The sequence below is a fragment of the Streptomyces sp. NPDC079167 genome, from assembly GCF_040686735.1.
Taxonomy (GTDB): Bacteria; Actinomycetota; Actinomycetes; order Streptomycetales; family Streptomycetaceae; genus Streptomyces.
Genome location: NZ_JBFBLO010000019.1, coordinates 96,707 through 123,306, shown reverse-complemented (window position 1 = coordinate 123,306; position 26,600 = coordinate 96,707). Strand labels below are relative to the sequence as shown.

The 26,600-nt window shown below is 70.5% G+C and carries 24 protein-coding genes; 13 read left to right on the top strand and 11 right to left on the bottom strand.

The genetic code is table 11. The features are described from left to right. Positions 1-47 precede the first annotated feature (47 nt). From AB0P41_RS30410 to AB0P41_RS30385, 6 genes are all read right to left on the bottom strand, one after another. On the bottom strand, positions 48-950 hold the full coding sequence (locus tag AB0P41_RS30410; RefSeq protein WP_356715249.1) for an alpha/beta hydrolase: 903 nt from the start codon (positions 948-950) through the stop codon (positions 48-50). A gap of 83 nt (positions 951-1,033) precedes the next feature. Continuing rightward, a complete protein-coding gene (locus AB0P41_RS30405) occupies positions 1,034-1,351 on the bottom strand; it encodes an antibiotic biosynthesis monooxygenase family protein (protein ID WP_356715247.1) in 318 nt (105 codons plus the stop codon). 118 nt (positions 1,352-1,469) lie between these two features. Next, the gene (locus AB0P41_RS30400) at positions 1,470-2,243 is read right to left on the bottom strand and encodes an enoyl-CoA hydratase-related protein (RefSeq protein WP_356715245.1); all 774 of its coding nucleotides are present in this window, start codon (positions 2,241-2,243) and stop codon (positions 1,470-1,472) included. Beyond that, positions 2,240-2,740 carry a nuclear transport factor 2 family protein gene (locus tag AB0P41_RS30395; RefSeq protein ID WP_356715242.1) on the bottom strand — a complete coding sequence of 167 codons (501 nt, stop codon included), beginning with the start codon at positions 2,738-2,740 and terminating at the stop codon, positions 2,240-2,242. Before AB0P41_RS30395 ends, AB0P41_RS30400 begins: the two co-directional genes overlap by 4 nt. Further along, the gene (locus AB0P41_RS30390; RefSeq protein WP_356715240.1) at positions 2,737-4,197 is read right to left on the bottom strand and encodes an aldehyde dehydrogenase family protein; all 1,461 of its coding nucleotides are present in this window, start codon (positions 4,195-4,197) and stop codon (positions 2,737-2,739) included. The genes AB0P41_RS30395 and AB0P41_RS30390 overlap by 4 nt, the downstream gene beginning before the upstream one ends. Continuing rightward, entirely contained in the window at positions 4,194-5,339 is a 1,146-nt protein-coding gene (locus AB0P41_RS30385) for a 3-hydroxyacyl-CoA dehydrogenase NAD-binding domain-containing protein (protein ID WP_365935296.1), read from the bottom strand. Before AB0P41_RS30385 ends, AB0P41_RS30390 begins: the two co-directional genes overlap by 4 nt. A 247-nt stretch (positions 5,340-5,586) precedes the next feature. On the opposite strand from AB0P41_RS30385, the gene AB0P41_RS30380 reads away from it, so the two are divergent. The 4 genes from AB0P41_RS30380 to AB0P41_RS30365 are packed head-to-tail and all read left to right on the top strand — an operon-like array spanning position 5,587 to position 8,242. Then, positions 5,587-6,363, top strand: coding sequence for a CoA transferase subunit A (locus AB0P41_RS30380; protein WP_356715235.1), 777 nt, complete (start codon positions 5,587-5,589; stop codon positions 6,361-6,363). Next, positions 6,360-7,034 (top strand): CoA transferase subunit B, encoded by a 675-nt coding sequence (locus tag AB0P41_RS30375; protein ID WP_356715233.1) that lies wholly within the window; start codon positions 6,360-6,362, stop codon positions 7,032-7,034. The genes AB0P41_RS30380 and AB0P41_RS30375 overlap by 4 nt, the downstream gene beginning before the upstream one ends. Next, positions 7,031-7,597 carry a carboxymuconolactone decarboxylase family protein gene (locus AB0P41_RS30370; protein ID WP_365935294.1) on the top strand — a complete coding sequence of 189 codons (567 nt, stop codon included), beginning with the start codon at positions 7,031-7,033 and terminating at the stop codon, positions 7,595-7,597. The genes AB0P41_RS30375 and AB0P41_RS30370 overlap by 4 nt, the downstream gene beginning before the upstream one ends. A gap of 33 nt (positions 7,598-7,630) precedes the next feature. Next, entirely contained in the window at positions 7,631-8,242 is a 612-nt protein-coding gene (locus AB0P41_RS30365) for a TetR/AcrR family transcriptional regulator (protein WP_356715229.1), read from the top strand. 86 nt (positions 8,243-8,328) lie between these two features. Here the strand turns inward: AB0P41_RS30365 and AB0P41_RS30360 are convergent, their stop codons facing one another. Together AB0P41_RS30360 and AB0P41_RS30355 are read right to left on the bottom strand one after the other, a co-directional pair. Further along, complete coding sequence (locus AB0P41_RS30360; RefSeq protein ID WP_356715227.1) at positions 8,329-9,582, bottom strand: NAD(P)/FAD-dependent oxidoreductase; 1,254 nt, start codon at positions 9,580-9,582, stop codon at positions 8,329-8,331. Positions 9,583-9,913: 331 nt separating this feature from the next. Beyond that, a complete protein-coding gene (locus tag AB0P41_RS30355) occupies positions 9,914-10,825 on the bottom strand; it encodes a LysR family transcriptional regulator (protein ID WP_356715225.1) in 912 nt (303 codons plus the stop codon). A gap of 156 nt (positions 10,826-10,981) precedes the next feature. Here AB0P41_RS30355 and AB0P41_RS30350 point away from each other — a divergent pair, with 156 nt between their 5' ends. The 6 genes from AB0P41_RS30350 (at position 10,982) to AB0P41_RS30325 (ending at position 17,115) form a co-directional block, all read left to right on the top strand. After that, positions 10,982-11,962: a fumarylacetoacetate hydrolase family protein gene (locus AB0P41_RS30350; RefSeq protein ID WP_356715223.1), complete on the top strand. Its 981-nt coding sequence runs from the start codon at positions 10,982-10,984 to the stop codon at positions 11,960-11,962. Between the two features lie 35 nt (positions 11,963-11,997). Beyond that, entirely contained in the window at positions 11,998-13,011 is a 1,014-nt protein-coding gene (locus AB0P41_RS30345) for an amidohydrolase family protein (RefSeq protein ID WP_365935316.1), read from the top strand. Continuing rightward, positions 13,008-13,946 carry a VOC family protein gene (locus AB0P41_RS30340; RefSeq protein ID WP_356715219.1) on the top strand — a complete coding sequence of 313 codons (939 nt, stop codon included), beginning with the start codon at positions 13,008-13,010 and terminating at the stop codon, positions 13,944-13,946. Before AB0P41_RS30345 ends, AB0P41_RS30340 begins: the two co-directional genes overlap by 4 nt. An 8-nt stretch (positions 13,947-13,954) precedes the next feature. Then, positions 13,955-14,947, top strand: coding sequence for a cyclase family protein (locus AB0P41_RS30335; protein WP_356715217.1), 993 nt, complete (start codon positions 13,955-13,957; stop codon positions 14,945-14,947). A gap of 69 nt (positions 14,948-15,016) precedes the next feature. Then, positions 15,017-15,967, top strand: coding sequence for a fumarylacetoacetate hydrolase family protein (locus AB0P41_RS30330; protein WP_356715215.1), 951 nt, complete (start codon positions 15,017-15,019; stop codon positions 15,965-15,967). Next, positions 15,964-17,115: an FAD-dependent monooxygenase gene (locus AB0P41_RS30325; protein WP_356715213.1), complete on the top strand. Its 1,152-nt coding sequence runs from the start codon at positions 15,964-15,966 to the stop codon at positions 17,113-17,115. Before AB0P41_RS30330 ends, AB0P41_RS30325 begins: the two co-directional genes overlap by 4 nt. A 115-nt stretch (positions 17,116-17,230) precedes the next feature. Here AB0P41_RS30325 and AB0P41_RS30320 read toward each other — a convergent pair whose 3' ends face one another. The 3 genes from AB0P41_RS30320 to AB0P41_RS30310 form a co-directional block, all read right to left on the bottom strand. Further along, entirely contained in the window at positions 17,231-17,998 is a 768-nt protein-coding gene (locus tag AB0P41_RS30320; protein ID WP_356715211.1) for an enoyl-CoA hydratase-related protein, read from the bottom strand. A gap of 155 nt (positions 17,999-18,153) precedes the next feature. Then, on the bottom strand, positions 18,154-18,819 hold the full coding sequence (locus AB0P41_RS30315) for a helix-turn-helix domain-containing protein (RefSeq protein WP_356715210.1): 666 nt from the start codon (positions 18,817-18,819) through the stop codon (positions 18,154-18,156). 296 nt (positions 18,820-19,115) lie between these two features. Beyond that, a complete protein-coding gene (locus tag AB0P41_RS30310; RefSeq protein ID WP_356715208.1) occupies positions 19,116-20,096 on the bottom strand; it encodes a LacI family DNA-binding transcriptional regulator in 981 nt (326 codons plus the stop codon). Between the two features lie 182 nt (positions 20,097-20,278). Here AB0P41_RS30310 and AB0P41_RS30305 point away from each other — a divergent pair, with 182 nt between their 5' ends. Genes AB0P41_RS30305 through AB0P41_RS30295 form a run of 3 tightly spaced genes read left to right on the top strand, consistent with a single transcriptional unit; the run spans position 20,279 to position 26,561 of the window. Next, positions 20,279-21,613, top strand: a complete 1,335-nt coding sequence (locus AB0P41_RS30305; RefSeq protein ID WP_365935288.1) for an MFS transporter — start codon at positions 20,279-20,281, stop codon at positions 21,611-21,613. Between the two features lie 14 nt (positions 21,614-21,627). Next, positions 21,628-24,186 carry a glycoside hydrolase family 2 TIM barrel-domain containing protein gene (locus tag AB0P41_RS30300; protein ID WP_356715204.1) on the top strand — a complete coding sequence of 853 codons (2,559 nt, stop codon included), beginning with the start codon at positions 21,628-21,630 and terminating at the stop codon, positions 24,184-24,186. Next, positions 24,183-26,561 (top strand): glycoside hydrolase family 3 N-terminal domain-containing protein, encoded by a 2,379-nt coding sequence (locus AB0P41_RS30295; protein WP_356715202.1) that lies wholly within the window; start codon positions 24,183-24,185, stop codon positions 26,559-26,561. The genes AB0P41_RS30300 and AB0P41_RS30295 overlap by 4 nt, the downstream gene beginning before the upstream one ends. The last annotated feature ends 39 nt before the right edge of the window (positions 26,562-26,600 follow it).

Sequence of the window (26,600 nt, the reverse complement as noted above, 5' to 3'; positions counted from 1 at the left end):
TGGCGTTGTCCAGGTGGGGAGCCTCGACGACTGACGTAGCCCTGTGCTCAGCGGCGCTGGTCGGAGAAGACATCCCGCAACGACTGGGCCATCAGCTCGATGGCCTCCTTGGCCGCGTCCACCGGGCCCTGGTGGGTGAAGACGTGATCGACGCCCTCCATGACCCGGTGGGTCACAGGGACTCCCGCAGCGGCCAGCGCCTGTGCGAAGTCGTCGGCCTCGTCGCGCAGCGAGTCGAGTTCGGCAGTGATGACGAGGGCGGGCGCGAGTCCTTCGAGGTCGTCGGCGAGGACCGGGGAGGCGAGCGGGTCCAGGCGATCGGCCGGGCGGGGCACGTAGACCTCGGTGAACATCCCGGCACTGCGCGCGCTGATCACGGGTTTGGCGGTGCGGGTCCGCTTCGCGGCGGGGTCCTTGGCCAGGTCCGTCGCGGGATAGTCGAGGATCTGGAGGAGCGGTGCGAACGTGCCGTGATCCCGGGCCTGGCGGGCGACGCCTGCGGCGAGGTTTCCTCCGGCGCTGTGCCCGCCGACGGCCAGCCGCGTCCCGTCCCAGCCCTGCGCGGCGGAATTGGCGACGAGCCACTGCCATACCCCGTACGCCTGCCGCGGGGCGGTGGGGAAGGTGCGCTGGGGGGCGGTGGTGTAGTCGGCGTTCACGACCACGCAGCCGGCGTTCGCCGCCAGGTAACGGCAGATGTGGTCGTCCTGTTCCGGGTGACGGAGGACGAAACCGCCGCCGTGGAGGTTCAGGAAGACCGGAGGCGGCTGGGTTCCGGGCTCCGGCCGGGGCTCATAGACGGTGCAGGGCACGGAGCCCGAGTCGGTGGGGACGGTGAGCGTGCGCGTGTGTCCGGGCAGGTCCGTGAACCGGAGTTCGGGGATTGGGCCTGCGAACCGGCCTGCGACAAGTTGCATGGCGCGAGCGATCAGGTTGTGCGTGACGGACATGGCGGTCACTCCAGAGAGGGGAGGGTGCGGAAGACCGCGGTCCTGCGGGCGCACGATCACTGCCCCGGACCACGGCCTGGTCGTCACTGCAGGTCAATGGGCAGACCGGTTTCCCATGGGTTTTCATAGTGCGTGACGCCGGGAGGCGCGGCAAAGTATTCGGCCACCGCTCCGCGCCACTGTGGGAAGAGTGCGGATTCGCGGAAGTCGACGGTGTGGGCCTCGACGGTCTCCCAACCGACCAGAAGCAGGTAGGTGCTCGGTTTCTCCACCTGCCGGACCAGCCGCGCCCACTGGTAACCCGGCGCCTTGGCGATCGCTCGGTGGCCGCGGGTGAACGCTTCCTCGAAGGCTGCCTCCCGGCCCGGGGTGATGGTGAGTTCGGCGTGCTCGATGACCATGTGAGCTGCTCCTGCTGCGCGAGGACGGTGGCGGTGTGGAGGGGGGAGGTCGTCGACCGGGGACGTCCCTGCGAGCGGAGGCATCCCCGGCCGGTTACCGACTGTAGCCGTGGCGGGATCAGAGGGCGGTGGTGAAGCGCGGGGCGCGCTTCTCGGTGAACGCCGTCAGCCCTTCGGCGTGCTCAGGGCTGCGGGCGGCGGCCCCTTGCGCATCCGCCTCGGCCGCGATCACTTCGGCGACCGGGGCGTGCGAGGCCAGGCGGAAGACCCGCTTGGTGAAGGCCAGCGCGGTGGCGGGCCCGGCTGCGAGTGCGTCGGCACGGGCCTGTGCCTCCTTCTCCAGCTCGTCGGCCGGGACGACGGCGTTGACCAGGCCCAGCCCGTGCGCTTCCCCCGCGCTCAGGGACCGTCCGCTCACAGCGAGTTCGAAAGCCCGGGCATGACCGAGAGCGCCCACCAGGACGCTGGAGACGCCGGTGTCGGGAACGAGTCCGACCCTGGCGAAGGCGCATGCGAAGCTCGCCTTCTCGGCGACGACCACGAGGTCGCAGACCAGGGCCAGCCCCATGCCCGCGCCCACTGCCAGCCCGTTGACCGCCGCGATGACGGGCGTGTCCATGGTCGTGATCACTGTGACGAGCGGGTTGTACGTGTCGCGGACGGTGGCCCGCGCGTCGTCCAGTTCGTGGCGGGCGGCGAGGTCCTGGCCGACGCAGAAGGCGCGGCCCGCGCCCGTGAGGACGACACAGCGGACGTCCGGGTCCTCCTCGGCCCGGAGCAGTGCTGCCAGCAGGGCTCGGCGGGTCGGCTCGTCCAGGGCGTTGAGCCGGTCGGGGCGGTCGAGGACGATCCACTCGACAGGTCCCTTGCGGGTGGTGGTGACCGTGTTCATCGCCGGGCCTCCTCGGCAACGGGTCCGAGGTGCAGCGAGCTGTGCTCGGCACCGTGGCGGGAGTACGCGCGGTCCGCGTACGGGAACCCGTCCAACTCCGTGTCCTGGCCGGTCTCCTGGCGGTAGTACGAGCGGATCTCGGTGATCCGTCCGTCCTCGCCGAACGTGAACCACTCCGCGCCCCGGGTGGCCACGCGTCGCCCGGTCTGCTGCGGGGTCCAGAACATCGTCCACTCGATGACGGCTTCTGCGTCTCCGTCGAGGATGTGGTCGACGATCCAGACGGCGTCGATCATCCGGTGCACCTTGCGCCAGTAGCGCGCCAGGTGCTCACCGCCGTGCACGGCCGCCGAGCCGGGGTTGGGGGTGAGGAAGAAGTGGACGACGTCGTCGGCGAGGGTGGCGCACATCAGGTCGAGGTCACCGGTGCTGCATCCGTCGTAGTAGCGGCTGATCGTGAGCAGGTGGCCGGTGGCCGCCGGTGCGGGCGTGGTCATCGCTGGATCGCCTTCGTCTCGGTGAACTCGTCGATGCCGTGCGTGCCGAACTCCCGGCCGAGCCCGGACTTCTTGTAGCCGCCGAAGGGAGCGGCCGGGTTGAAGGCCGCGCCGTTGATGTCGACCTGGCCGGTGCGGATACGCCGGGCCACAGCCAGCGCCCGCTCCTCGTCACCGCTCCACACGCCGCCGGCCAGGCCGTACGGGCTGTCGTTCGCGATGGCCACGGCCTCGTCCTCGCTGTCGAAGGGGATCACGACGAGCACCGGGCCGAAGATCTCCTCCTGGGCGATTCGGGAGGAGGGGTCGACATCGGCGAAGATCGTCGGGCGCACGTAGAAGCCCTGGTCGAGACCGTCCGGCGTCTCCGCACCTCCGAGGACGAGCTTGGCGCCCTCGGTCTCGCCCAGCCGGATGTAGTCGCGTACGGTCGCCTGCTGCTGGGCGGAGGCGAGCGGGCCGAGCCGGGTGGCCGGGTCCAGGGGGTGGCCGAGGGTGAGGCGCTCGGCCGCGGCCCGGGCCAGTTCGACGACTTCGTCCTGCTTCTCGCGGGGTACCAGCATGCGGGTCCACGCGGAACAGGTCTGGCCGGAGTTCAGGAAGGCGTTGTTCACGCCCGTCTTGACGGCGCGGCCCAGGTCCGCGTCCTCGAGGATGACGTTGGCGGACTTACCGCCCAGTTCGAGCGAGACGCGTGTGATGTTCGCGGCGGCGGTGCGCATGACCTGCGCGCCGGCCGCGGTGGATCCGGTGAAGGAGACGACGTCCACGCCGGGGTGCCCGGCGATCGCCTCACCGACCTCGGAGCCCGGCCCGGACACCAGGTTGAACAGCCCGGCAGGAAGCCCCAGTCGCGCCGACACCTCAGCGAAGACATCGGCGAACGCGAACGCGGACAGCGGGGCCGCCCCGGCCGGCTTGGCGACGATCGCGCAGCCCGCCGCGATGGCGCCGCCGACCTTGGCGATCAGCTGGTGCAGCGGGTAGTTCCACGGCGTGATCGCACCGACCACGCCCGCCGCCTCCCGGACGACGAGCGAATGGCCCACCTGGTGCTCCCACGTGTAGGAGGAGACCGTGTCCGAGAAGGAGTTCAGCACCGCACAGGGCAGTCCGACCTGGACCCGCTGGGAGATCTTCAACGGGGTGCCGACCTCCAGGCTGATCACCTGCGCGATCGCGTCCTGCCGCTCGGTGAGGCCGGTGCTCAGGGCGCGCAGCGCGTCGGCGCGTTCGGCCGTCGAGGAGGAAGCCCATGCGTCGGCGGCCGTGCGGGCCACTGAGACCGCGGTGTCCACGTCGGCGGCGGTGCCTCGGGGGACGGCGCCGAGCCCGGTGCCGTCCGCGGCGTTGACCACGACATCTGTGGCCTCACCGGCCGGGTGGCGCCAGTCTCCCGCGATGTAGAGGGCGTTGCGCTCGGTCAGGGACGGATCGGGGGTGGGGTGGCTGCTCATGCCGTGCTCCGGGAGGAAGGGGTGGTGTGGTCGTGGAATCCGGTACCGCTCTTGCGGCCGAGGCGTCCCTCGGCGACCAGTCTCAGCAGGCCGTCGGCGGGTTCGAGACGTGGGTCACCCGATGCCTCGTACAGCATCGACTGGGCGGCGGCGGTGACATCGGTGCCGATGAGGTCGATGAGCTCGAAGGGGCCCATGGGGTGTCCGAGGGCCCGGCGCATCAGCGCGTCGGCCTCGACGACCGTGAAGGCGCCGGAGTCGAGGGCCCGTACGGCGTCGTTCAGGTAGGGGATCAGCAGCCGGTTGACGACGAACCCGCGCTCGTCCCCGCAGCGCACCGGCACCTTACCGATGCGGCGCACCCAGGCGCATGCCGTGTCCAGGACGGTCGTGTCCTGTCCGGCGCCGACGACCTCCACCAGCTTCATCGCCTTGGCGGGGTTGAAGAAGTGCAGCGCGATGACGGTCCGCCGCTCGGGGAGGTCCGCGCGGATCTCACCGACGGTGAGGGACGAGGTGTTGGTGGCCAGGACGGTGGCGGCGGGCAGCGCCTCGTCCAGCCGGGCCAGCAGTTCCCTCTTGGTGTCGCGGTGTTCGGCAACGGCCTCGATGACGTGTCCACAGCCGGCCAGGTCGTCGGGCCGCATGGTCGTACCTAGGAGGGAGAGGGCGCCGTCCCGGTCGGACGTAGCGAGCCGGCCCTTGGCGACGGCCGCGTCCATGCTCCTGGTGACGGCCGAGACCAGGCGGTCCGCCGAGCCGCGTGAACGGGCCAGTACGACGGTGGGGACGCCCGCCCGCACCATGCCCTCCGTGATCCCCGACGCCATGGTCCCGGTACCGGCGACGCCCACAGCGTGGTTCCAGGCGCCGGCCTCGGTTCCCTCTTCCGTCCGGTCGCCGACGGCGCTCCCGGCCGGCGGTTCGGCGAGGTCGTGGCGGGCGCGTACCTCGGGGGCCAGGCCGCGGAGGAAGGCGAGCGGGCCGACGGGGTGGCCCGCCCCGAGCCGCATGGCGGTGTCGATGTCGGCGGGCGAGGCGAGGCCGGAGCGGGCCATGGCGGTCGCATCCGACAGAAGTCCGCGCACCAGGTTCAGGGCGGTGGCGGAGGGCACCTCATGGGATGCCGAATCCTGGCTCATATTATCTACCTTCCGGACGGTAGGTAACGTAGAGTGCGCCACGCCGCAGTGTCAACAGCCCGCCATCGGGCCACGGCGATGCGCGGGACAGCGGGCCGGACCGCCTCGTGTCACGGACGCCCCGGAAGCGTGCAGACGAAACCACAACCTCCGACAACCGTTCAGGATCCGGAAGGACGGATGGGTCATGCCAGTGGATCCCCTCCAGGACATATCACCCGTGACAGGCGACACCACCTTGAGCAAAGTGGCCACCGACCCCGTGGCAGCCGTCGCCGACATCCCCGACGGGGCCACCCTCGCGGTCGGCGGCTTCGGGTCGTGCGGCATCCCCAGCCTGCTGATCGACGCACTTGGTTCCGCCGGCCCGACCGGGCTGCACGTGGTGTCCAACAACTGCGGCGTCGACGGCTGGGGCCTCGGTCTCCTGCTGGAAGCAGGGCAGATCGACCGGGTCACCGCGTCTTACGTCGGGGACAACAAGGAGTTCGCCCGCCGCTACCTGTCGGGCGAGCTGGAGGTGGAACTCATCCCGCAGGGAACGCTCGCCGAGCGGCTGCGCGCCGCCGGCTCGGGCATCCCCGCCTTCTTCACGCCCGCGGGCGTGGGCACGCAGATCGCCGAGGGCGGTCTGCCGTGGCGCTACGCGTCCGACGGTTCCGTCGCGCTGGCCTCACCACCCCGCCGCACAGAGGTCTTCGACGGCCGGACGTACGTCCTCGAGCGCGCCACGCAGGCGGACTTCGGCCTCGTACGCGCCTGGAAGGGTGACGCGGACGGCAACCTCGTCTTCCGTCGCGCCGCCCGCAACTTCAACCCGCTGTGCGCCATGGCCGGCCGCGTCACCGTGGCCGAGGTCGAGGAGCTGTACGCGCCCGGCGAGCTCGACCCCGACGAGGTGCACCTCCCCGGCATCTTCGTCCAACGTGTCGTGCCGGTCAGACCGGACGGCCCCGGGACGGGGAAGCGCATCGAGAAGCTGACCGAACGCCGGCCCGCCGCACAGGAGGAGACGACCCGATGAGCCTCACCAGAGAACAGATCGCCCGGCGCGCCGCCCTGGAACTGCGGACCGGCCAGTACGTCAACCTGGGCATCGGCCTGCCCACGCTCATCCCGGGGCTGCTCCCGCCGGGGGTCCTCGTCCGGCTGCACAGCGAGAACGGGATCCTCGGCACCGGGGACTACCCACTGCCGGGAGAGGCCGATCCGGACCTGATCAACGCGGGCAAGGAAACCGTCACGGTGCTCCCCGGAGCCTCCTTCTTCGACTCCGCGACCTCCTTCGCCATGATCCGCGGCGGTCACGTCGACGTCGCCGTACTGGGGGCCATGCAGGTCTCGGCGGACGGGGACCTGGCGAGCTGGGCCGTCCCCGGGGCGATGGTCAAGGGCATGGGCGGGGCGATGGACCTCGTGCACGGCGCCCGGCGGGTGATCGTGGCCATGGAGCACCTCACCCGCAAGGGCGAGCCCAAGATCCTCGACCGCTGCACCCTGCCGCTCACCGGCGCGGCCGTCGTGCACCGGGTGATCACCGACCTGGCCGTGTTCGACGTCACCGGCGAGGGGCTGGTGCTGCGCGAGACCGCTCCGGGCGTCACCGCTGCGGACGTCCGGGAGAGGACCGCCTGCGCGGTGCGGGTCCCGGCCGGCGTGACGGAGATGGACCTGACGCGGGTGGCCGCCGCATGACCGGGCGCCTGCCCGACGCCCTTCCGGATGATCCGGAGATCCGCCGGCTTTTGGACCCCTACCGTCTCCCCGACGGGCGTCCGCTTCCTCTCTTCGAAGCCGTGGCCCACAGCCGCGCCGCGCTGGACGATCTGCGCCGGGCCACCGCCGCCTGCCTCGGCACCCCCGCGCTCGACGCGCGCACGCGGGAGATCGCCGTGCTGCGGGTGTGCGCCCGGGCCGGAGCCGAGACGGAATGGGGCGTCCATGTGCGCATGTTCGCCGCCGAAGCCGGTCTCGGTGAAGCCGAGATCCAGGCGACGACGGAACCACGGGAGATCTTCCCGTGGGCGGCGCACGACGCCCTGGTGATCCGGCTCGCCGACGAGATCCACGACGGTTCCACGGTCTCCGACACGTTGTGGGCGGCCCTGTCCGAGGTGTACACGGCACAGCAGATCGTGGAACTGCTGCTCGTCGTCACGCAGTACCACAAGGTGGCCTGCCTGACGAACGCCCTTGGCCTGCGGCCGCTCGACGGGCTGCCGCGCCCCTCCCCCGCAGCGGCACGTGGCATAGATTGAGCGGGCAGACGACAGAAAAACGGGAGTTCACTGGTGGCGGACGCACGGAGCGACGGCACGCGCATGCCGGGCGAGCAGCGCAAGGCGCAGATCATGAAGGTCGCGGCCGGGCTGTTCGACACACGGGGCTACCAGGAGACGTCCATGGAGGCCATCGCCCAGCAGGTCGGCATCCGCAAGCCGTCGCTGTACTACTACTTCCCCAGCAAGGACGCGCTCCTGGTACAGATGCACCAGGAGATGATCGACCTGATCGTCGAAGCGCAGCAGCGCCGCCTCGACGAGGGTGCGCTCGACCCGCGCGGCCTGCTGCTGGCGATCATGACGGATCTGGTGTCCCTGATGGAGACCCACCCCGGCCACCTGCGCGTGTTCTTCGAGCACTACCGCGAGCTGCCGGAGCCGGTCCGCAAAGAGGTCGCCGACAAGCGTGACCGGTACGAGGGCATGCTGCTCGACGTCCTTGCACGGGGCATCGCCGCAGGGCAGTTCCGCATCGCCGACCCCCGCCTGACCACGATGGCGATCCTGGGCATGTGCAACTGGGCCTACCAGTGGTTCCGGCCGGGCGGCGGACGCTCGGCGGCCGAGGTGGCCCGGTACTTCCACGACACGCTGCTCGGCGGCATCGACGCCGGCGCCTGACGTCCGCCCGGCCGCGCGTCCCTCGCGGGAGCCGGCCGGGCAGAGGTGTCCTGCCGGGCAGGACCGGTCCGTTCTCCGGTCCCGGGTCAGCCTGCGTGCTTGCGGGTGCCGGAGAGCTTGTCGAACTCCGCTTCCGCGCGGTCGATCTCGTCGATCTGCTTGAGGATCTCCCCCGGTGTCCCCTCACCGACCACCTTCTGCAGCAGCGGCGTGCGGTCGAGGATCGCGTCCCGGACCGGTCGCAGCGGCTTCGGCGCGTGGTGGAAAACCTGACCGAGGACGTATGCGGTCTGTGACTGCCGAGCGGTGTGCGGCTTGCGCGGCGTCTCGAAGTCCTGCAGCGCCCGGCGCACCTGCGCGTGGTTGCTCAGGTCCACACCGGCCAGTCGGCGGCCGAGGAAGTAACCGTCCTCGGTGGCCATTCCGGCTCCGTACGCGGCATAGGGCGAGGTGGGGTGTGCGGCGTCGCCCACGAGAGTGGCGCGGCCCTTGGACCACTGCTTGATCGGCTTGCGGTCGCGGATGGGCCAGTGCTGCACGTGGGACGGGTCGGTGGCCGCCACCAGCTCCGGAACCGGGGACTTGAAGCGGCGGGCCAGCTCAGTGGCACGGGCGTGGAGATCCCCGGTGTACTCCTCGCGCGCGTCGTGGGCTTCGAGCAGCCACCACTGGCGGCCGGAGCGTCCGTGGTGCCGGATCTCCGTCACGCTCGCCTGCACCGACCGGTCGTGGGCGATCAGGCACAGACCGGGCTCGGCGGGGATGTCGTCGTCGTCGAGGAGGAAGCCGCCGAAGATGTGCAGGTTGTGCTGCCGGAGCGGGCTCTCACCCCACAGCGTGCTCCGGACCAGTGAGTTGATGCCGTCCGCGCCCACGACGACGTCCGCCTCGTGGGTGCTCCCGTCGGCGAAGTGCAGCCGGACGCCGGACTCGTCCTGCTCGATGCGCTGTACGGCGCGGTCGGTGCGCAGGACGCCCTCGGGCAGTGCGGCCAGCAGCCGTTCGTACAGCTCGGGGCGGAGCAGGCCGATGAAGCCGCCGCCGTAGTCGCGGATGATGTCCTCGGGCAGGTTCACGACCACGCGCTGGCGTCCACGGACGTTGCGGAACACCGTTTTGCAGGGTGCACCCAGGTCGCCGGTGTCGACGCCCATCAGCCCGAGCGCCTTGATGGGCGCCGGCCAGAGATTGAGGATGTTGCCGGCCGGCCGGGCCTGCGGGTAACGCTCGAAGAGGGCGACCTCGTGGCCGGCCTGGTGGACGGACAGGGCCGTGGCCATGCCCGCCGGGCCTGCGCCTATGACGGCGACGCGGCCCGGCTTGACGGTGCGGGTGCTCATGGTGGGTCCCTCCGTGAGGCGCGACAGGGGCGTCGGCTCGGTGATGTGGGTGGCCCTCGGACCGAAGAGTCGGAAGCGGGCGGCTCGGCAGGACGGCACTCACCCTGCTGAGTGCGACCCGGTCACCTTTAGGCAGGGGCGGAGACCGCCTTGTACCGGGTGACCAAAGCGTAGTTTGCACTACGGTATCGCGAGCATTGGTCACCAGCCCAGGTGATGTCAACGGGCCTGAGGAATGTTTCCCCGAGGTGTTCCCGGAGGGCGCTCGCCGTCCCGGCTCGACGGCGGGGCGGACGGGGGCGACGCTCCGGGCGGTCCCCGGCGTCCGTGATCACAGAGGAGGCAGTGCCGCCGCCGTGTCGGAGAGCAGGCTCAGGAGCCACCGGTGTCCGGGGTCCAGTTGCCGTCGGGGGTGCCACCATGCGGCCTGGCTGAGGGCCGGCATCTTCGTCGGCAGTGCGACGCTGCGCAGTGGCACGTCCGGTGCGGCCAGCAGATCGCGCTGGTGGACCAGGGCCAGCAGGTCGCCGCCCACCACCAGTCGGCAGAGCGCGGTGAAGCTCTGCACGGTCACGGTGCCGCGTCGCTCGAGACCGAGGGCGGCCAGATGGGCGTCGGCCGGAGACGCCTGGGGGGACGGGCCGTAGGGGACGACCCAGTGGCTCTCCCGTACGTCCCGGGCTGTCAGGACGTCCGGGACGGTCGCGTTCTCCGCCCAGGCCACGCACACCCAGCGGTCCGTGTAGAGATCCTCGTTGGGCAGGTCCGACAGCAGGCCCCGGGCCATGACCAGCACGTCGATGTCGCTGAGGGCCAGCAGCGGATCGCCCAGCATGCTGCGGCTGACCGGCCGGAAGTCGATGCCCGCCCCCGGTGCGGCTCGGTGCAGGGAGGCGACCAGGGGTGCGCCCAGCGCGGTGAGGACGGAGTCGGAGCACTGCACCGTGAAGCGACGGGTGGTGGTCGCCGGATCGAATCGGGGCTGGGCGGTGAGCAGGCGTGAGAGCTGCTCCACCGTCTCCCCCAGCTCCGCCCGCAGCCCCTGGGCGAGCGGGGTCAGCTCGTAGTGGCTGCCGGTCCGCTCCAGGAGCTGGTCGTCGAAGTGCCGTCGCAGCCGGGCTAGCGCGGCGCTGGTGGCCGGCTGGCTGAGCCCGACCCGCTCCCCGGCCCGGGTCACATTGCGTTCCTGGAGCAGTGCGTGCAGCACGACGATCAAGTTCAGATCGAGCGCGGGAAGCTCCAACGTGCCCTCCGTAGGCCTTCGTTCAGCGGCCATCGGCACCATGGATGGCTCACCATACGGATCATTTGTTGGCCTGCCGACAGGGCCGGCCCGCATGCTGCTGTTCACGTCGACGTTACATGGCGTCGGCCGATCAGCCTGCGAAGGAGCACGTGCATGGTGTCCTCGATCGACCACGCCGGACCATGGGCGCTCGGCAGCTTCTCCCGGGCGGGGCGGTCCCCGTTCCCGGGGCTGCTGTGCCGCGACCGGGTTCTCGATCTCGCCGCCGAGGAGAAGGCCGGCCGGCCTGCCTCCGTCCTCGCCCTGATGGAGGACTGGGACACCGTCCGGCCCGTGCTGGAGTCCCTCGCGGCAGCCCCGGACCGGGAGCGGTGGACCCCGCTGGACGGGCTCCAGGTCGCGGCCCCGGTCGTGCCCCGGCAGATCTTCCAGGCCGGCGCCAACTACCGCACGCACGTCATCGATCTCGCGGTCAAGCACCACGACCCGTCCGACGGGCGCACCCCGGAACAGGTGCGCGCGGACGCCGTGGACCAGATGGACCAGCGACTGGAACACCCGCCGTACGTGTTCACCGGTCTGCCGAGCGCCATCTGCGGGGCGTACGACGATGTCGTCCTGCCGGCATACGGCAAACAGCCGGACTGGGAACTGGAGCTGGCGGCCGTCATCGGCCGGCCGGCCCGCGACCTGGATCCTTCCCAGGCTCTGGACGCGGTGGCAGGCTGGGTGATCGTCAACGACCTGACCCTGCGGGAACTCGTTTTGCGCCGCGACATGCCCGAGCTCGGTGCCGACTGGATGGCGAGCAAGAACGCGCCCACCTTCCTGCCGGTCGGTCCGGTGATCGTGCCCCGCTCGGCAGCCCCCGACCCGGCCGACTTCCAGCTGACGCTCAAGCTGAACGGCCAGGTCATGCAGGACGAGTCCGCCAGGGACATGATCTTCGACGTGGCGCGCATCGTCGCCCACTGCTCGAAGATGGCCACCCTCCTCCCCGGCGACCTGGTGCTCACCGGCAGCCCGGCCGGCAACGGCCTGGTCCACGGCCGGCTGCTGCGCCCCGACGACGTCATGGACGCGGCCATCACCGGCCTCGGTTCCCAGCGCAACCGCTGCGTGACGGCGGCGTGATGTCCGTCCAGCCGTAGGACGTACCCAGCGTCGATCTGCACGCCCACCTCGGTGTGCCGGCCGTCGACGCGCTGATCGAGGGCGAACCCGGGCTGGCGCGGCAGCGCGAGACCGACGCTACCGCTCAGGGCCCGGCGTCCATGGCCGCCAACATCGAGCAGATCGAAGCGCTGGGCCCGCGCCTGACCAGCCTGGACCTGCGCCTGGCGGCGATGGACAGGGGCGGAGTCGACATCCAGGCGGTCAGCGCCGTCCCCCTGCCCCACGCCTGGGCCGGGCGGGATCTCGCCGAGCGGATCGCGGCCCTGTCCAACGAGGCGGTGGCCGAGTACTGCGCCCGGCGCCCGGACCGGCTCGTCCCGATCGGCACCGTGGCGCTCCAGTACCCCGACCTGGCCGTGGGACAGCTCCGGGAAGCTGTCACGTCCTTCGGTGTGCGCGGGGTGCAGATCTCCACCGCCGCGGCCCCGGGCGTGGAACTGGACGACCCGAGCCTTGCCGAGTTCTGGCAGGCCGCCGAGGAACTGGGCGCCGCCGTCCTCATCCATCCCTGGGGCTGCACGCTCGGCGCACGGCTCAACGCCTACTACCTGTTCAACACCGTCGGCAACCCCGTCGAGACCGCACTCGCCCTCTCGCGCATCGCCTTCTCCGGGCTGCTCGAACGGCACCCCGGTCTGCGGATCTGGGCGGCTCACGGTGGCGGTTACCTTCCCTCGTACGTCGTCCGCGCCGACCATGCCTGGAACACCCGGCCCGACGCGCGCACGACCACGGAACCCCCCAGCGTCCAGCTGCGCCGCATGTGGGTCGACTCGCTCGTCTACGAACCGCAGCAGCTGCGTCACCTCGTCGACGTCATGGGGCCGACCCAGGTCACCCTCGGCAGCGACTTCCCCTTCGACATGGGCGTCGACAACCCTGTCGAGCGGCTGCTCGCCGCGGGCTTCGACGCCGCCACCGTCTCCGCCGTGCGCGGTGGCAACGCACAACGCCTGCTGGGCCCCCTGCCCGGTTTCCCGCCCGCACCCACCGGAGGTGTCCGATGACGGAACGCCTGATCACCCACCTGCGCCACGTCGATCTCGCGGTACCCGACTTCGACAAGCAGCGCGAGTTCTACACCACCCTGTGGGGCCTCACCCCGGTCGCCGACGACGACGGAGTCTGCTTCCTGGCCGCCGAGGGCTCCCCGGAGCAGTACATCGTGCGGCTGCGCAGGGACAAGGAGAAGCGGCTCGACCTGATCGCCTACGGTGCCGCGGACCGCGCCTCCGTCGACGCGCTGGCGGCACGCCTGGGACACGACGGTGTCCAGCTGGTGCACGAACCGCGTGAGCTGCGGACGGCCGGCGGCGGTTACGGCTTCCGCTTCTTCGACGTCGACGGCCGGACCATCGAGGTCAGTTCCGGCGTCGCGGAGCGCAGGCACCGCAAGATCGAGGAGCGCGAGGCGATCCCCGTGCGCATCTCCCACGTCGTGGTCAACTCCGCGGACCCGGAGGTCACTCGCGCCTGGTACGAGAAGCACCTCGACTTCGACCTGTCGGACGCGCTGACCCTGCCGCACATGGGCGCCCTCATGTACTTCATGCGCTGCAACCCCCAGCACCACAGCATGGCCATCGCCCGCGGCCCGCACACCTCCCTGCACCACATCTCGTTCGAGATGCGGGGCCTGGACGAGTACATGCGCGGCTCCGGACGGCTACTGCGGGCGGGCGTGCACAAGGTGTGGGGCCCGGGACGTCACGCGGCGGGCGACAACACCTTCTCGTACTTCCTCGACCCGCACGGCAACACCGTCGAGTACACCACCGAACTGGAACTGCTCGACGAGGACATCTGGCACCCCAGCCAGTACGACGTGTCCAAGCCGGAGAACCAGGATCAGTGGGGCACCGCCAACCCCTTCAGCGAGCTCGTGGCCAAGGAGTCCCAGAACGACGTCGACCGCGGCTGCTTCGTCGCGCCCCCCGTGTGAGGTCAGCCATGAATGTTCTGGACGAGTACGGGACCGACCCGGAGGCCGCCATCGCCACGGCGGCGGCCCGTTACAGCAACTGGAACCGCTGGGGCGAGGACGACGCCCTGGGAACCGTCAACTTCCTGCACGATGGGGCACGTTCCGCCGCCGCGGCGCTCGCCCGGCGAGGCACGTCCTTCTCCCTGTCCCTCCCGCTGGACGCGAACGGCCCGCAGAACGGCTGGAAGCGCCGGGTCAACCCGGTGCACACCATGATGTCGACGGGGCAGGACACCGCCGAGCAGATGGGCACCCCGCACGGTCTCACCGCCGCCGACGACGCGGTGTTCATGCCGCTCCAGTGCGGAACCCAGTGGGACGGTCTCGGCCACGTCTTCGATCACGGCATCGGCTGGAACGGCCGTAAGGGAGCGGAGACCGTCACGAGCGAGGGCGACTCCGCCACCGGCATCGAGCACCTGGCGGCTCCCCTGGTGGGGCGCGGCGTCCTGCTCGACGTCGGGCGGGCGCTCGGCGGGCCGGACGGCGAACTGGACGACGGCTACGCCATCACCACCGACGACCTGCGTGCCACGGTGGAGCGGCAGGGTCAAACCTCGGAGATCCGCCGGGGCGACATCGTACTGGTGCGCACCGGTCAGCTCGCCCGTGTCCGACGGGCGCTGTCGCGAGGCGAGGGCTGGGGCACCTACGCGGGCGGACCCGCGCCGGGCCTGTCCTTCGGCACCGCGGGCTGGCTGCACGGTTCCGAGATCGCCGCGATCGCCACCGACACCTGGGGCTTCGAGGTCCGCCCCAACGAGTTCCCCGGCTCCTTCCAGCCGCTGCACCAGGTCGCCCTGCCGCACATCGGCCTGCTCGTCGGCGAGATGTGGGACCCGGAGGCGCTGGCGGAGGACTGCGCCGGCGACGGCGTGTACGAGTTCCTGCTCGCCGCCCAGCCCCTGCCCTTCACGGGTGCGGTCGGCTCCCCCGTGAATCCCATCGCCGTCAAATGACCATCTCCGGAGCGGTCGCGCCGTGCGACCGCTCCGGTCCACACATCCTGTGACAAGGACGTCATACCCGTGAAACTCACCACGCTTCTCACCCCCGACGGGCCTCGGGTGGGGGTGCGGGACGGCGACAGCGTCCGCGCACTGCCCACTCCCGAGACCCTGCTCCAGGTCATCGAGGGCGGGCAGGAGGCCCTCGACGACGTGGCCCGCCGGGTCCGTCGAGGTGCCGTACTCCCGTTGGGCGAGGCGGTGTTCGGCCCACTCCTGCAACCGCCGTCCATCCGCGACTACCTCACGTACGAGAACCACGTCACGGCCCTCATGGACAACGTCCCCGAGGGATGGTTCGCCGAGCCCGGTTTCTACTTCTCCAACCCCGTCGCGGTGGTCGCCCCCTACGCCCCGGTCCCCGTACCGCCGGGCGCCCAGAGGTTCGACTTCGAGCTGGAGCTCGGCGCCGTCGTCGGAAAGACGTGCTCCGACCTCTCGGTGGCCGACGCCCGGGAGCACATCCTCGGCTTCACCATCCTCAACGACTGGTCGGCACGCGACTTCCAGACGCGGGAACTCACCCTGCCGCTCGGCCCCTCCAAGTCCAAGGACACCGCGACCACGCTCGGCCCCTGGCTGGTCACCGCGGACGAGTTCGCCGACGTCTGGGACGAGGACGGTGTGCTGTCCCTCACCTCGCAGGTCTTCCTCAACGGGAAGCGCACCGGCGGTGACACCTCCGCCCACATGTCCTGGACCTTCCCCGAGATGCTCGCGTACGCCTCACGCGGCACCGTGGTCCGGGCAGGCGATGTCCTAGGCTCCGGCACCTGCGGCACCGGCTGCCTCGGCGAACTGTGGAAGACCAGCCCGGACACCGCCCCGGCCCCTCTGCAGCCGGGCGACGTCGTCCGCATGGAGACCGAGGGCATCGGCCACATCGAGAACCGGCTGGTGGCAGGCCCGGAGGTACATCCCGTGCCGCCGGCACGCAGCCGTCGCACGCACCGCACCGGGAGCCCCTCATGACCTCCGTGTCCCGTGTCCTGGTCCAGGGCGGCGGCATCGGCGGCCTCGTGGCCGCCACCGCGCTGGCCCAGCGAGGCGTCCACGTCGACGTCGTCGAACACCGTCCGCCCGGTTCCGTGCTCGGCGTGGGCCTGAACCAGCCGGGCAACGCTCTGGGCGTCATGGAGGAGATCGGCGTCCTCGACGAATGTCTGCGGGCCGGCTACCAGTTCAGTGACCTGCGTATGGCGGCGTCCGACAGCAGCACGATGGTGGACCTCCCTCCCGCCCTGTTCCAGGGCATGCCGCCGAACAACGCGATCCAGCGGGCCGAGCTGTGCCGCGTCCTGCTCGGTGCGGCACGTGATGCCGGGGCGCGGCTCCACCACGGCTCGACCATCGCCTCCGTCGCAGAGGGCCCCGACGGCGTGGACGTCGCGTTCAGTGCGGCCATGACGGACGCCGTCGTGCCGGCGAACGGGCGGTACGACCTCCTGGTCGGTTTCGACGGCATCCGCTCGCAGGTCCGCCGTCACCTCTTCGGCGACCGGTACGACGCCGAGTACACGGGGTTCGCGTGCTGGCGGATCAGTCTGCCGCGCCCGCCGGAGCTGGACCGGATCGTCTACGCCCTCGCCGGGAGCATCAAGGCCACCCTCATCCCGCTCAGCGAGACCAGTTGCTACGTGGCCCTCGTCGTCCCCGAGGAGAGCATCCGCTCGCGACCGTCCTCCGCGCAGATCGTCGAGCGCATCCAGTCCCTGCTGGGTGAGTTCAGCGGCTGGATCGGCGAGCTGGGCGGCACGCTGAGCGAGGACGCGCCGTCCGCCTACAGCCCGATCGAGCAGGTGACGGTGGACGAGCCGTGGTACCGAGGGCGTATCGCGGTGGCCGGGGACGCCGCCCACGCCAGCAGCCCGCACATGGCTCAGGGCGCGGCCATGGCCGCCGAGGACGCCGTGGTGCTCGCCCACTGCCTCGACGCGTCCGACGACCTGGACGAGGCGCTACGGTCCTGGTGGGAGCGGCGCATGCCGCGGGCCGGATTCGTCCAGCAGTACTCGGCCGCGCTGTTGCGCACCGAGTCGGGCACCCCGACCGAGCAGGACCGCAAGATGCTGGAGATCCCGATGCCCGCGGCTCATGCCCGGCTGGCCGAACCGTACTGATCCGCACGCAGGGCTCCGCTGAGCGGCTGCGGCGAGCGAGTACGGGCGGGACGAGCAGGAGGGGGAGGAGCGCCGCGGCGCTCCTCCCCCTCCTGCCGTTCCCCGCGCCGCCCGGTCAGCGGAACCGGGCCCGGCCCGGCCCTTCCTCGATGAAGCTCCGCATACCCGTCTCACGGTCCTCGGTGGCGAACAGACCGGAGAACAGGGCGCGTTCGATAGCCAGTCCGGTCGCCAGGTCGGTGTTCAGCCCCTGGTCGACGGCTTCCTTGGCGGCTCGCAGCGCGAGTGCCGGCCCGGTGGCCAGTCGGGCCGCCCAGGCGAAGGCGGCCTCGTACACCTCGTCGGCAGGGACGACCTGGTCGACGAGTCCGAGCCGCAGAGCCTCCTCGGCCTTCACCTGGCGGCCTGTGAAGATCAGGTCCTTGGCCTTGGACGGTCCGACGACCCGGGCCAGGCGCTGCGTGCCGCCCGCGCCGGGGATGAGCCCGAGCAGGATCTCCGGCTGCCCGAGACGCGCGGTGTCCGCCGCGATGCGGTAGTCGGCGCACAGAGCCAGCTCGCAGCCGCCCCCGAGCGCGTAGCCGGTGACCGCGGCCACCACAGGCTGGGGAATGCCGGCCACAGCGTCGTAGCACTCATGCAAAGTGCGCACGCGCAGTGCCATGGCCGCGTGGTCCATGGACTGCATCTCCTCCACGTCCGCGCCCGCCGCGAACACCTTCTCACCGCCCCAGAGCACGACCGCCCTGACATCCTCCCGTCCGCCGACTTCCTCAGCGATCTCCCGGATGCGGTCCTGGGTCGCGATGTCCAAGGCGTTGACCGGTGGCCGGTCCAGCCGTACCGTCGCCACACCCTTGCTGATCTCCCATGTCGCTGTCACCAGCGGAGCGTAACTTCGCAGGTGACAGCCTTGACAGGGAGTGTGAGATCCGTTGTGCACATGCCGGACGATCGACGTCACGGATGCCGGGGCCCAGCCTCCGCCCGTCGCGGCTTCGGCGTCGTCCGCGCCGCGAATTCGGGCGCGCCGGTTTCTCACGCGACGGGATCAGGAGCGAGCAGCGTGCGTGTGATGCTCAGGGCCAGGTGGGCCGTGAATGTGTCGTGGTCAACCGGCGTGGTGGCGAAGTCCGCGCCGTGGGCGGTGCGGACCACGCAGGCGGAGAAGGCTGTGGCGAAACACTGCCGGGCCGCGGCCTCGGGGTCGGGGCGGGTGAAGTGCCCCTGCACGGTGAGCAACAGGCCGGTGACGGCGTCAGCGAGCAGGTGGACATGGTCGCGTCCGCGACGCAGGACTTCGGGATGGGCGCCGGACAGCAGGAGGACGGGTTTGAGGAAGGCGGTGTGCCGGGCGAACAAGGCTGTCAATTCCGTGACCACGTCGGTGATCAGTTCGGTCGGTGGCAAGCCCTCCCAGCGGGAGGTCTCGGTGAAGATCTGCTGGTCGACGAGGACACGAGCGACTCCGTGCTCGTACACGGCCAAGAACAGTGCGTCCTTGCTGGAGGTCCGGTCGTAGACGGCGCGGGGGGCTACCTTGGCACGTTCACACACAGCGGCGATGGTGAACGCTTCGTAGCCGCCCTCCTCGATGATCTCCACACCGGCGTCCAGGATGCGCGCCCATGCCTGCCGGGTGCGTTCCTGACGCGGTTGCCGGATCGCCAGGCCGTCGGCTGGGAGTTCTGTCGAGATGCCCATACGCGCATTGTCGCGCCAGTCCCTCCAAACAGAAAACGATGGGCGGCTCCGAACCTGCGCACGTCGCCGTGGACAGGGGGCGGCGTGATGCCCCCACGTCGACGGCTAACTGGCGGTAGTCGAGGTCGCCATGCGGGTGGAGAGCGCCGCGCAGGCGGCATCGACCCTGCGGCTCTCAGCCGTCGTGACCGACGACGAGGGCGTGGAGGCGGGGCGCGGCCGCGGCCGAACGCCTCACCGACGCGAATGATCTGCTGGCCGCAGAGGGAGCAGCACTGCGGACGACGGCCTGCGCCTCATGTCGTACCGCCGGACACGAGGCGGAGCATCCTCTTGTCCTTGGCACCTCCAGGCGGAGCCTCCCGCCCCAGCGCGGCGGCGAGTTCGTCGACCACGGTGCCCACGAACGCGTGCATGTCGACCTCGATCGTGGTGAGAGGCGGGACCCACAACTGGCCGACGTCCGTGGCGTCGACGCCCACGACGGCCAGGTCGTCAGGGACCGCCCATTCCATCCGCGCGGCCGCGGCCAGGACGGCCAGTGCGACCTCGTCGTTGTAGGCGGCCACACCGAGCGGAACTTGCCGGGGAAGCTCACGCAGTACGGCTGTCGCCGACACGAGATGTGTGGGCACCGGCACGGACAACGGCACGGCGAGCCCTCGCCGCGCGCACGCGGCCGCGATGCCGGCGTACCTGCCCGGCCCGTACGGGTCCGTCCGCCGGTCGGAGATCGAGGCGTAGACGATCTGGCGGTCGTCGCGTTTCGTCAGCTCCGCCACCTGCAGTTCGCCGATCTCGTCATGGGGCCGACGAGGCCGGGAGCCGTCGAGATCCGGCACGACCGGGATACCCTGAGCGGCCAGCCGGCTGCGGGCGGGCCGGTCCAGTGAGCCGAAGTCGACCACAGCAAGCGGGCGAAGTCTCACCAGAGCCGTGGCGGTCTTCCCGGGATCCGGACCGGCGAACCGCAGTACCACGTTGGAGCCCAGACCCGCGGCGTCGTCACTGAGGTACTCGAGCGCGTTCTGCAGGTTCTGTCCGACGGTGGTCTCCGGCATCACGACGACGATCATGTCGCTTCGCCCGGTGACCAGGCTGCGTCCGGCCGGCGAAGGCCGGTAGTCCAACTCCTCGGCGGCAGTGCGCACACGTGTCCGTGTCTCCTCGGGAAACCGCCCTTCCCGGCCGTTGAGAATGTGACTGACCGTGGCGCGCGACACCCCGGCACGCACCGCCACATCAGTGGCGGTCGCGGGACGCGGGCCGTTCTTCATCCTCGTCGGCGCCTTTCGTATCTCTGCGACAGATCGGCCCGCCCTGGGCCTGGGCGAGCACTACCGACCCTATCGGACCGGCAGGTATCACGTGCTACCCCTAGGCACCTTCAAGTATCACGTGATACCAATGCCGCGAGCGTCCGCCGTGCCCGGCGATGGCTCACAATCAAGGAGCCGCCATGTCCTCAGTGCCGCCCCATGTCCCCCCATCAGCCACACCGCCCACGGCAGAAGCAGCAGCCCTGGCCGCCCCGTCCGGCCCAGCGACCGTCACGAAGACCGACGACCGGCTCAAGGTCGACGCCAGATACATCGTGCTGCTGGTCCTCGCCCAGTTCGGCCTCTATGCGGCCATCGTGGCGCCGATGGGCTACTCCCTGAGTGTCCGTGTCGATCAACTGGCCCCCGACAACGAGGGAAGCCTCGGTTATGTGGTCGGCGCGGGTTCGCTGGCCCTGGTCCTGTCCGGGCCAGTTCTCGGGGTGCTGAGTGACCGCACCCGCTCCCGTCTGGGCCGACGCCGGCCATGGCTGCCCGCCACGGTGGCCGTCGGCATGGCCGGTTTCTGCTGCGTCGCGCTCGCGCCCTCGATCGCCGTCCTGATCGTCGGCTGGATAGTCGTGCAGCTCGGTTTCGGCAGCGCGCTGGCCCTGCTGGGCGCTTCGATGGCGGACCGCCTGCATGAGTCCCAGCGGGGCAAGGTGGCGGGCCTGGCAGGTGTTGCGCAGATGGCCGCCTCCATCATCGGCGTGGCGATCGCGAGCATGCTGACGTCTTCGAACCTGTTGCTGTTCCTGGTGCCCGCGGCGCTCGGCGCCGTGACGGTGCTGCTGTTCGCCCTGCTCGTCCACGAGGACGGCAGCCAGGACCTTCCCCCCGGCGAGAGCATGACGGTGAAGCTGGTGCTGTCGAAGTACGTTTTCGACGTACGTCGTTACCCCGACTTCTCCTGGAACTGGCTGGGCCGGTTCCTGTTCATGTTCGGGCTGACGCTCGCCACGACGTTCACGACGTTCTTCTTCGCCGACAAGCTGGACAAGCCCGTCACCGAGATCGGCGGACTCGTGGCGGTGGTCGGCGCTGTCGGTCTCGTCGCGACCATGGGTGGAGCGGGGATCAGCGGGTTCCTGTCGGACAAGCTGCGTCGACGCCGCTCCTTCGTATTCGGCGCCGGAATCCTGTTCACCGTCGGCACACTGACGATGGCCGTCGCACCCGACCTCACCGTGCTGGTGATCGGCTCGTTCCTCACCAACCTCGGTCTGGGCGTCTTCTCCGCGGTGGACCAGGCACTGGTCCTGGACGTTCTGCCCGAGCGCGACACGGAGGCCGGCCGTTACAACGCGATCAACCAGTTCTCGACGACGGTCCCGCAGGCGGCGGCGCCTCTCGCCGCGCCTCTGGTCCTGGCGCTCGGCGGAGGCGACAACTACCCCCTGCTCTACATCGTCGCCGGCGCTTTCGCACTGGTCGGCGGCTTCATCATCCTGGCCCGGGTCAAGGGCGTTCGGTGAAAGGGAAGTCAACCATGACCTACACGGACTTCAACCAAGGCTGGAGTTACCGCCGCAAAGTGACGCCGTTCCAGGAACTCGGCGGGACAGCCGGTTCTCCCTGGACGCCTGTGACGCTGCCGCACGATGCGCTGATCACCACCGAACGGCGGGCTGACGCGCCGGACGGACACACCAATGGGTATTTCACCGGGGGGACGTTCGAATACCGCAAGACGTTCGCCGTGTCCGAGGAGGACCGCGGCAAGCCGGTGTACCTGGAGTTCGACGGTGTGTACCGGGACGCCGTCGTGACGGTCAACGGCGCGCTCGCCGGCCGCCACGCGTTCGGCTACTCCCGCTTCCTGGTGCGCGTCGATCCCCATCTGCGGTCCGGGGCCGACAACGAGGTCCGCGTATCCTGCCGCACCCACCTGGACAGCCGCTGGTACACCGGCTGCGGAATCCACCGGGACGTGCGCCTGATCGTCAAGAATCCCGCGCACATCGCCGTCGACGGTGTCCGCGTCACGACCCCCGACGTCGACCATGAGGTCGCGATCGCCGAAGTCACGGTACGGGTACGCAACATGGGCGCCATGACCTCCACCCTGCGTCTGGCGGCTGTCGTCACCGACGAGGAAGGGACGGAGGTCGCCAGGGGCCGGACTCCGCTCACGCTGCTGCCCGCGGACGAGGAGACGGCGCGGCTGCGCCTGCTGGTCGACCGTCCGCGCCTGTGGAGCGCCGAGACGCCGGCCCGGTACAGGGCACGTGTGTGGCTCACCGATGGTGAGCAGGTGGTCGACGAGGTGTCGGTGCCGTTCGGGATCCGCACCATCCAGGTCGACGCCCGGCGCGGCCTGCGGGTGAACGGAACCGAGGTCAAACTCCGCGGAGCCTGCCTGCACGGGGACAACGGCCCGCTCGGTGCCGCGGCCATCGGCCGCGCGGAGGAGCGCAAGATCGAGCTGCTGAAGGCGGCCGGCTTCAACGCGATCCGCAGCTCCCACCACCCCGCGAGCAGCGCCCTGCTCGACGCCTGCGACCGCCTCGGCATGTACGTCATGGACGAGGCCTTCGACATGTGGACGCAGGGCAAGAGCGACTTCGACTACTCCGCCGACTTCCCCGAGTGGTGGGAGCGCGACTTGGAGGCCATGGTCGCCAAGGACTTGAACCATCCGAGCGTCGTCTTCTACAGCATCGGCAACGAGATCCCCGAGACCGGCACACCGGACGGCGGCCGGTGGAGCCGAAGACTCGCCGAGAAGCTGCGCGCCCTCGACGGCACCCGCCTGGTGACCAACGGCATCAACGGCTTCGTGTCCGTCCTCGACCTCGTCCTGGGCGGCATGGCGCAACGCCGGGCGGCGGCGCAGTCGGCCGACGTGCCCGGAGACGAACAGGCCGGTGGCGGCGTCAACGGCATGATGAACGCGTTCGGCGAGATGATGGGCCAGATCATCTCCTCCCCCATGGTCACCGAGCGCACGGAGGAGTCGTTCGCGGCGCTCGACGTCGCCGGCATGAACTACGGCGAGTCCCGCTACGCCCTCGACCACGATCTCTTCCCCGACCGCGTCATCGTCGGCACCGAGACGTGGCCGACCGTCATCGACCGCAACTGGGCCCTCGTCGAGAAGCACCCGCATGTCATCGGCGACTTCACCTGGACCGGGCTGGACTACCTGGGGGAGACCGGCATCGGCGTCGTCAAGTACGCGGCTGCCGCCGACGGTGGCCAAGGCTTCTCGACCGCCTATCCGGGTCTGTCGGCGTTCTGCGGCGACCTGGACCTCACCGGCCACCGCAGGCCTGTGTCGTATTACCGCGAGATCGTGTTCGGCCGGCGGAGCGAGCCCTACATCGCCGTACGGCGCCCGGAGCACCATGGCGTTCCCGTCACCGTGTCGACGCCGTGGGCGTGGTCCGACTCCGTGTCCAGCTGGAGTTGGCCCGGATTCGAGGACGCCCCCGTGCACGTCGAGGTGTACGCCGAAGCCGAGGAGGTCGAGCTGCTGCTCGACGGTGAGTCGCTCGGACGTGCCCCCGTCGGCACCGAACGGGCCTTCCAGGCGGACTTCGAGGTCCTCCACCACCCTGGCGAGCTGGTCGCGGTCGCCTATCGTGCGGGGGCCGAGACCGGCCGTACGCTCCTCGTCTCGGCGAGGAAGAACCTGCGGCTCACCGTCGCCGCCGACCGCGACGAGCTGTGCGCCGGCACCCGGGACCTCGCGTTCGTCGCGCTGACGCTCACCGACGACAGAGGGGTCCTGCAGAACGCCCTGGACCGTGACGTGCGGGTGACGGTCTCCGGCGCCGGCATCCTGCAGGGACTCGGTAGCGGGGCCCCGGTCACCGGGGAGACCTTCCACGGAGCCGTCCGGCGCACGTTCGACGGACGCGCCCTCGCAGTCGTCCGTCCGACCGGGTCCGGCACGATCACCGTCGAAGCGGTGGCCGATGGCTGCGCGCCTGCCCGTCTCGCACTCACCGTCACCGCGGCCCGCAGCCCTCTGACCGACTCCCCCGCCCCGGTCGGCGCCACCGCCACCGCTGTCAGCACGACCGATCTGGAGACCTCCGCATGAGCGACCTCAGCGCACTCGTCCGCAAGCTGGACCTCGACGAGAAGATCGCCCAGCTGAACGGCATGATTCTCCCCGCCCTGTTCTCGGTACGCCAGGAGCCGGGAGTCGACCTCAGCACCGAGGAGGGTCGCAAGGCAGCGTTCTTCGTCGACATCGACCGGCTCGCCGAGCTGCGCCCGCACGGGCTGGGACATCTGTCTTTGGCCTGGATGCTGCCCCTGCCGGCCGACGGACTGCGGCGTGTGTTCGCCGATGTCCAGACGAAGGCACGCGAGGTGAGCCGCTTCGGCATCGGCACCCTCATCCACGCCGAAGGCCTCAACGGACTGGTCCACGGCACGGGCATCCAGTTTCCCACCGCGTGGGCCCAGGCGGCCACGTGGATGCCGGAACTCGTCGAGCGCAGCACGTCTCTCACCGGCGCACAGTTCCGTGACTACGGCATCCACCTGTGCTTCTCCCCTGTCCTCGACGTGGTGCGCGACCCGCGCTGGGGCCGGGTCCACGAGACGTTCGGCGAGGACCAGGAACTGGCGGCCCAGATCGGCGTCGCCTTCATCCAAGGCATCAACGGTCGCGAGGGCGGCACGGGAGTCCTCGCGACGGGCAAACACTTCCTCGGGTACGGCAGTTCCGACGGCGCCCTCAACCAGGCGCGGACGAGCCTCGGACGCAGGCAGCTCACCGACGAAGTGGCCGTGCCGTTCCGGCGCGCGATCGACGAGGCCGGACTCTCGATCGTCATGAACTCGTACAACGAGATCGACGGCGTACCGGCCGCGGCCGACCGGTGGCTGCTCACCGACCTGCTGCGTGGCGAACTGGGTTTCACCGGACTGGTCGTCAGCGACTACGACGCCGTCACGATGCTGCACTCGGTCTACCACACCGCACGCGACCAGCGGGAAGCCGCCGCTCAGGCTCTCTCGGCCGGCCTCGACGTGGAACTCCCCGCGGACGAGAGTTTCCGGAAGCTGCGCGAGGCCGTCGAGACCGGTCTGGTCAGCGAGGAGAGGGTGGACACCGCCGTGGGACGTGTCCTGGAGGTCAAGCGCGACATGGGCCTGGTGCCCGACTACGTACCGCGCCGGCGGCTGCGCGCGCCCGAGCCACTCGACCGCACGACAGCCACCGACGTCGGACGGGAGATCGCCGAACACGCCGTGACGCTCCTGCAGAACGACGGCACGCTCCCGCTGCGCCCCGGCACCAAGGTGGCCGTCGTCGGCAGTCTCGCCGACGATCTGCGCATCCACTTCGGCGCCTACACCGACGTTGCCAACGCCGAGGTCCCGCTGGCGATGCAGCTGATCCGCTCGGGCCAGGTTCCCGGAATCGACCCCGAGAAGTACATCTTCACCGAGCTGTTCAACACGCGTATCCCGGGTATCGGCCCTCGGTTCGAGATCATGACCCGCGAGCAGCACGCGGGCACCCCGACGCTTCTGGGCGCCCTGTCGGCCGTGCCGGGTCTGGAGGTGACGTTCGTCGACGCGGGCTCGCCCGACGCGACCGGGCCGATCGACGCCGGTGCCGTGCTCGGCGCGGTGCGCGACGCGGACGTGGTCGTCACGGTCGTCGGTGAGCGCACCGGCTGGGCGGGCGAGCACACGGCCGGCGAGGGACAGACCTCGGCCAGGCTACGGCTCCCGGGCAACCAGCACGAGCTGGTGTCGGTGCTCGCGCAGGCCGGTGTCCCCCTGGTGACGGTACTCATCACGGGGCGGCCTCTCATCGTCCCCGACGTCGCCGAGGCGTCCGCAGCGGTGCTCCTCGCACCGCTCCTCGGCGCACACGGCCCGGCGACGGTGACGGACGTCCTTGCCGGGGCCGTGGAACCCGGTGGCCGCCTGCCGATGACGTTTCCCCGGGACACCGGACAGCTCCCCCTGTTCCACGGCCACCCGTACGGCAGCGGATACGCCCATCCGACCGGCCGCCGCCCCGGTTACAACGACCTGGACGACGGTCCGCTCTACCCGTTCGGACACGGTCTGGGCTACGCCGATCTGCAGGTCCACCTCGATGACGTCACGCTCTCGGACGACGGTTCCACCTTCACCGTGCGCACGCGCACCACCAACAGGAGCGACCGGGACGGCTCCACGGTCGTCCAGGTCTACGCCCGTGACGAGCACGGGTCGGTCGTACGGCCGGTACGCCGGCTGATCGCCTTCGCCCGCGTCACCGTGCGGGCGGGCGGCAGCGCCGAGACGGTGCTCGAAGCCCCGGTGAGCCGCCTGTTCTACACCATGGCCGATGGCACCCGCGGCATCGAGGAGGGCGACGTCACCGTCCTCGTCGGCACCAGCAGTGAGCGGATCGCGGACAGCCGCACGCTCACCGTCCCGGCCTGTCGTGACGACGCGCGCTGACCAGCCGGCCTCCATGCCGGTCTTCAAGCATCCACAGGG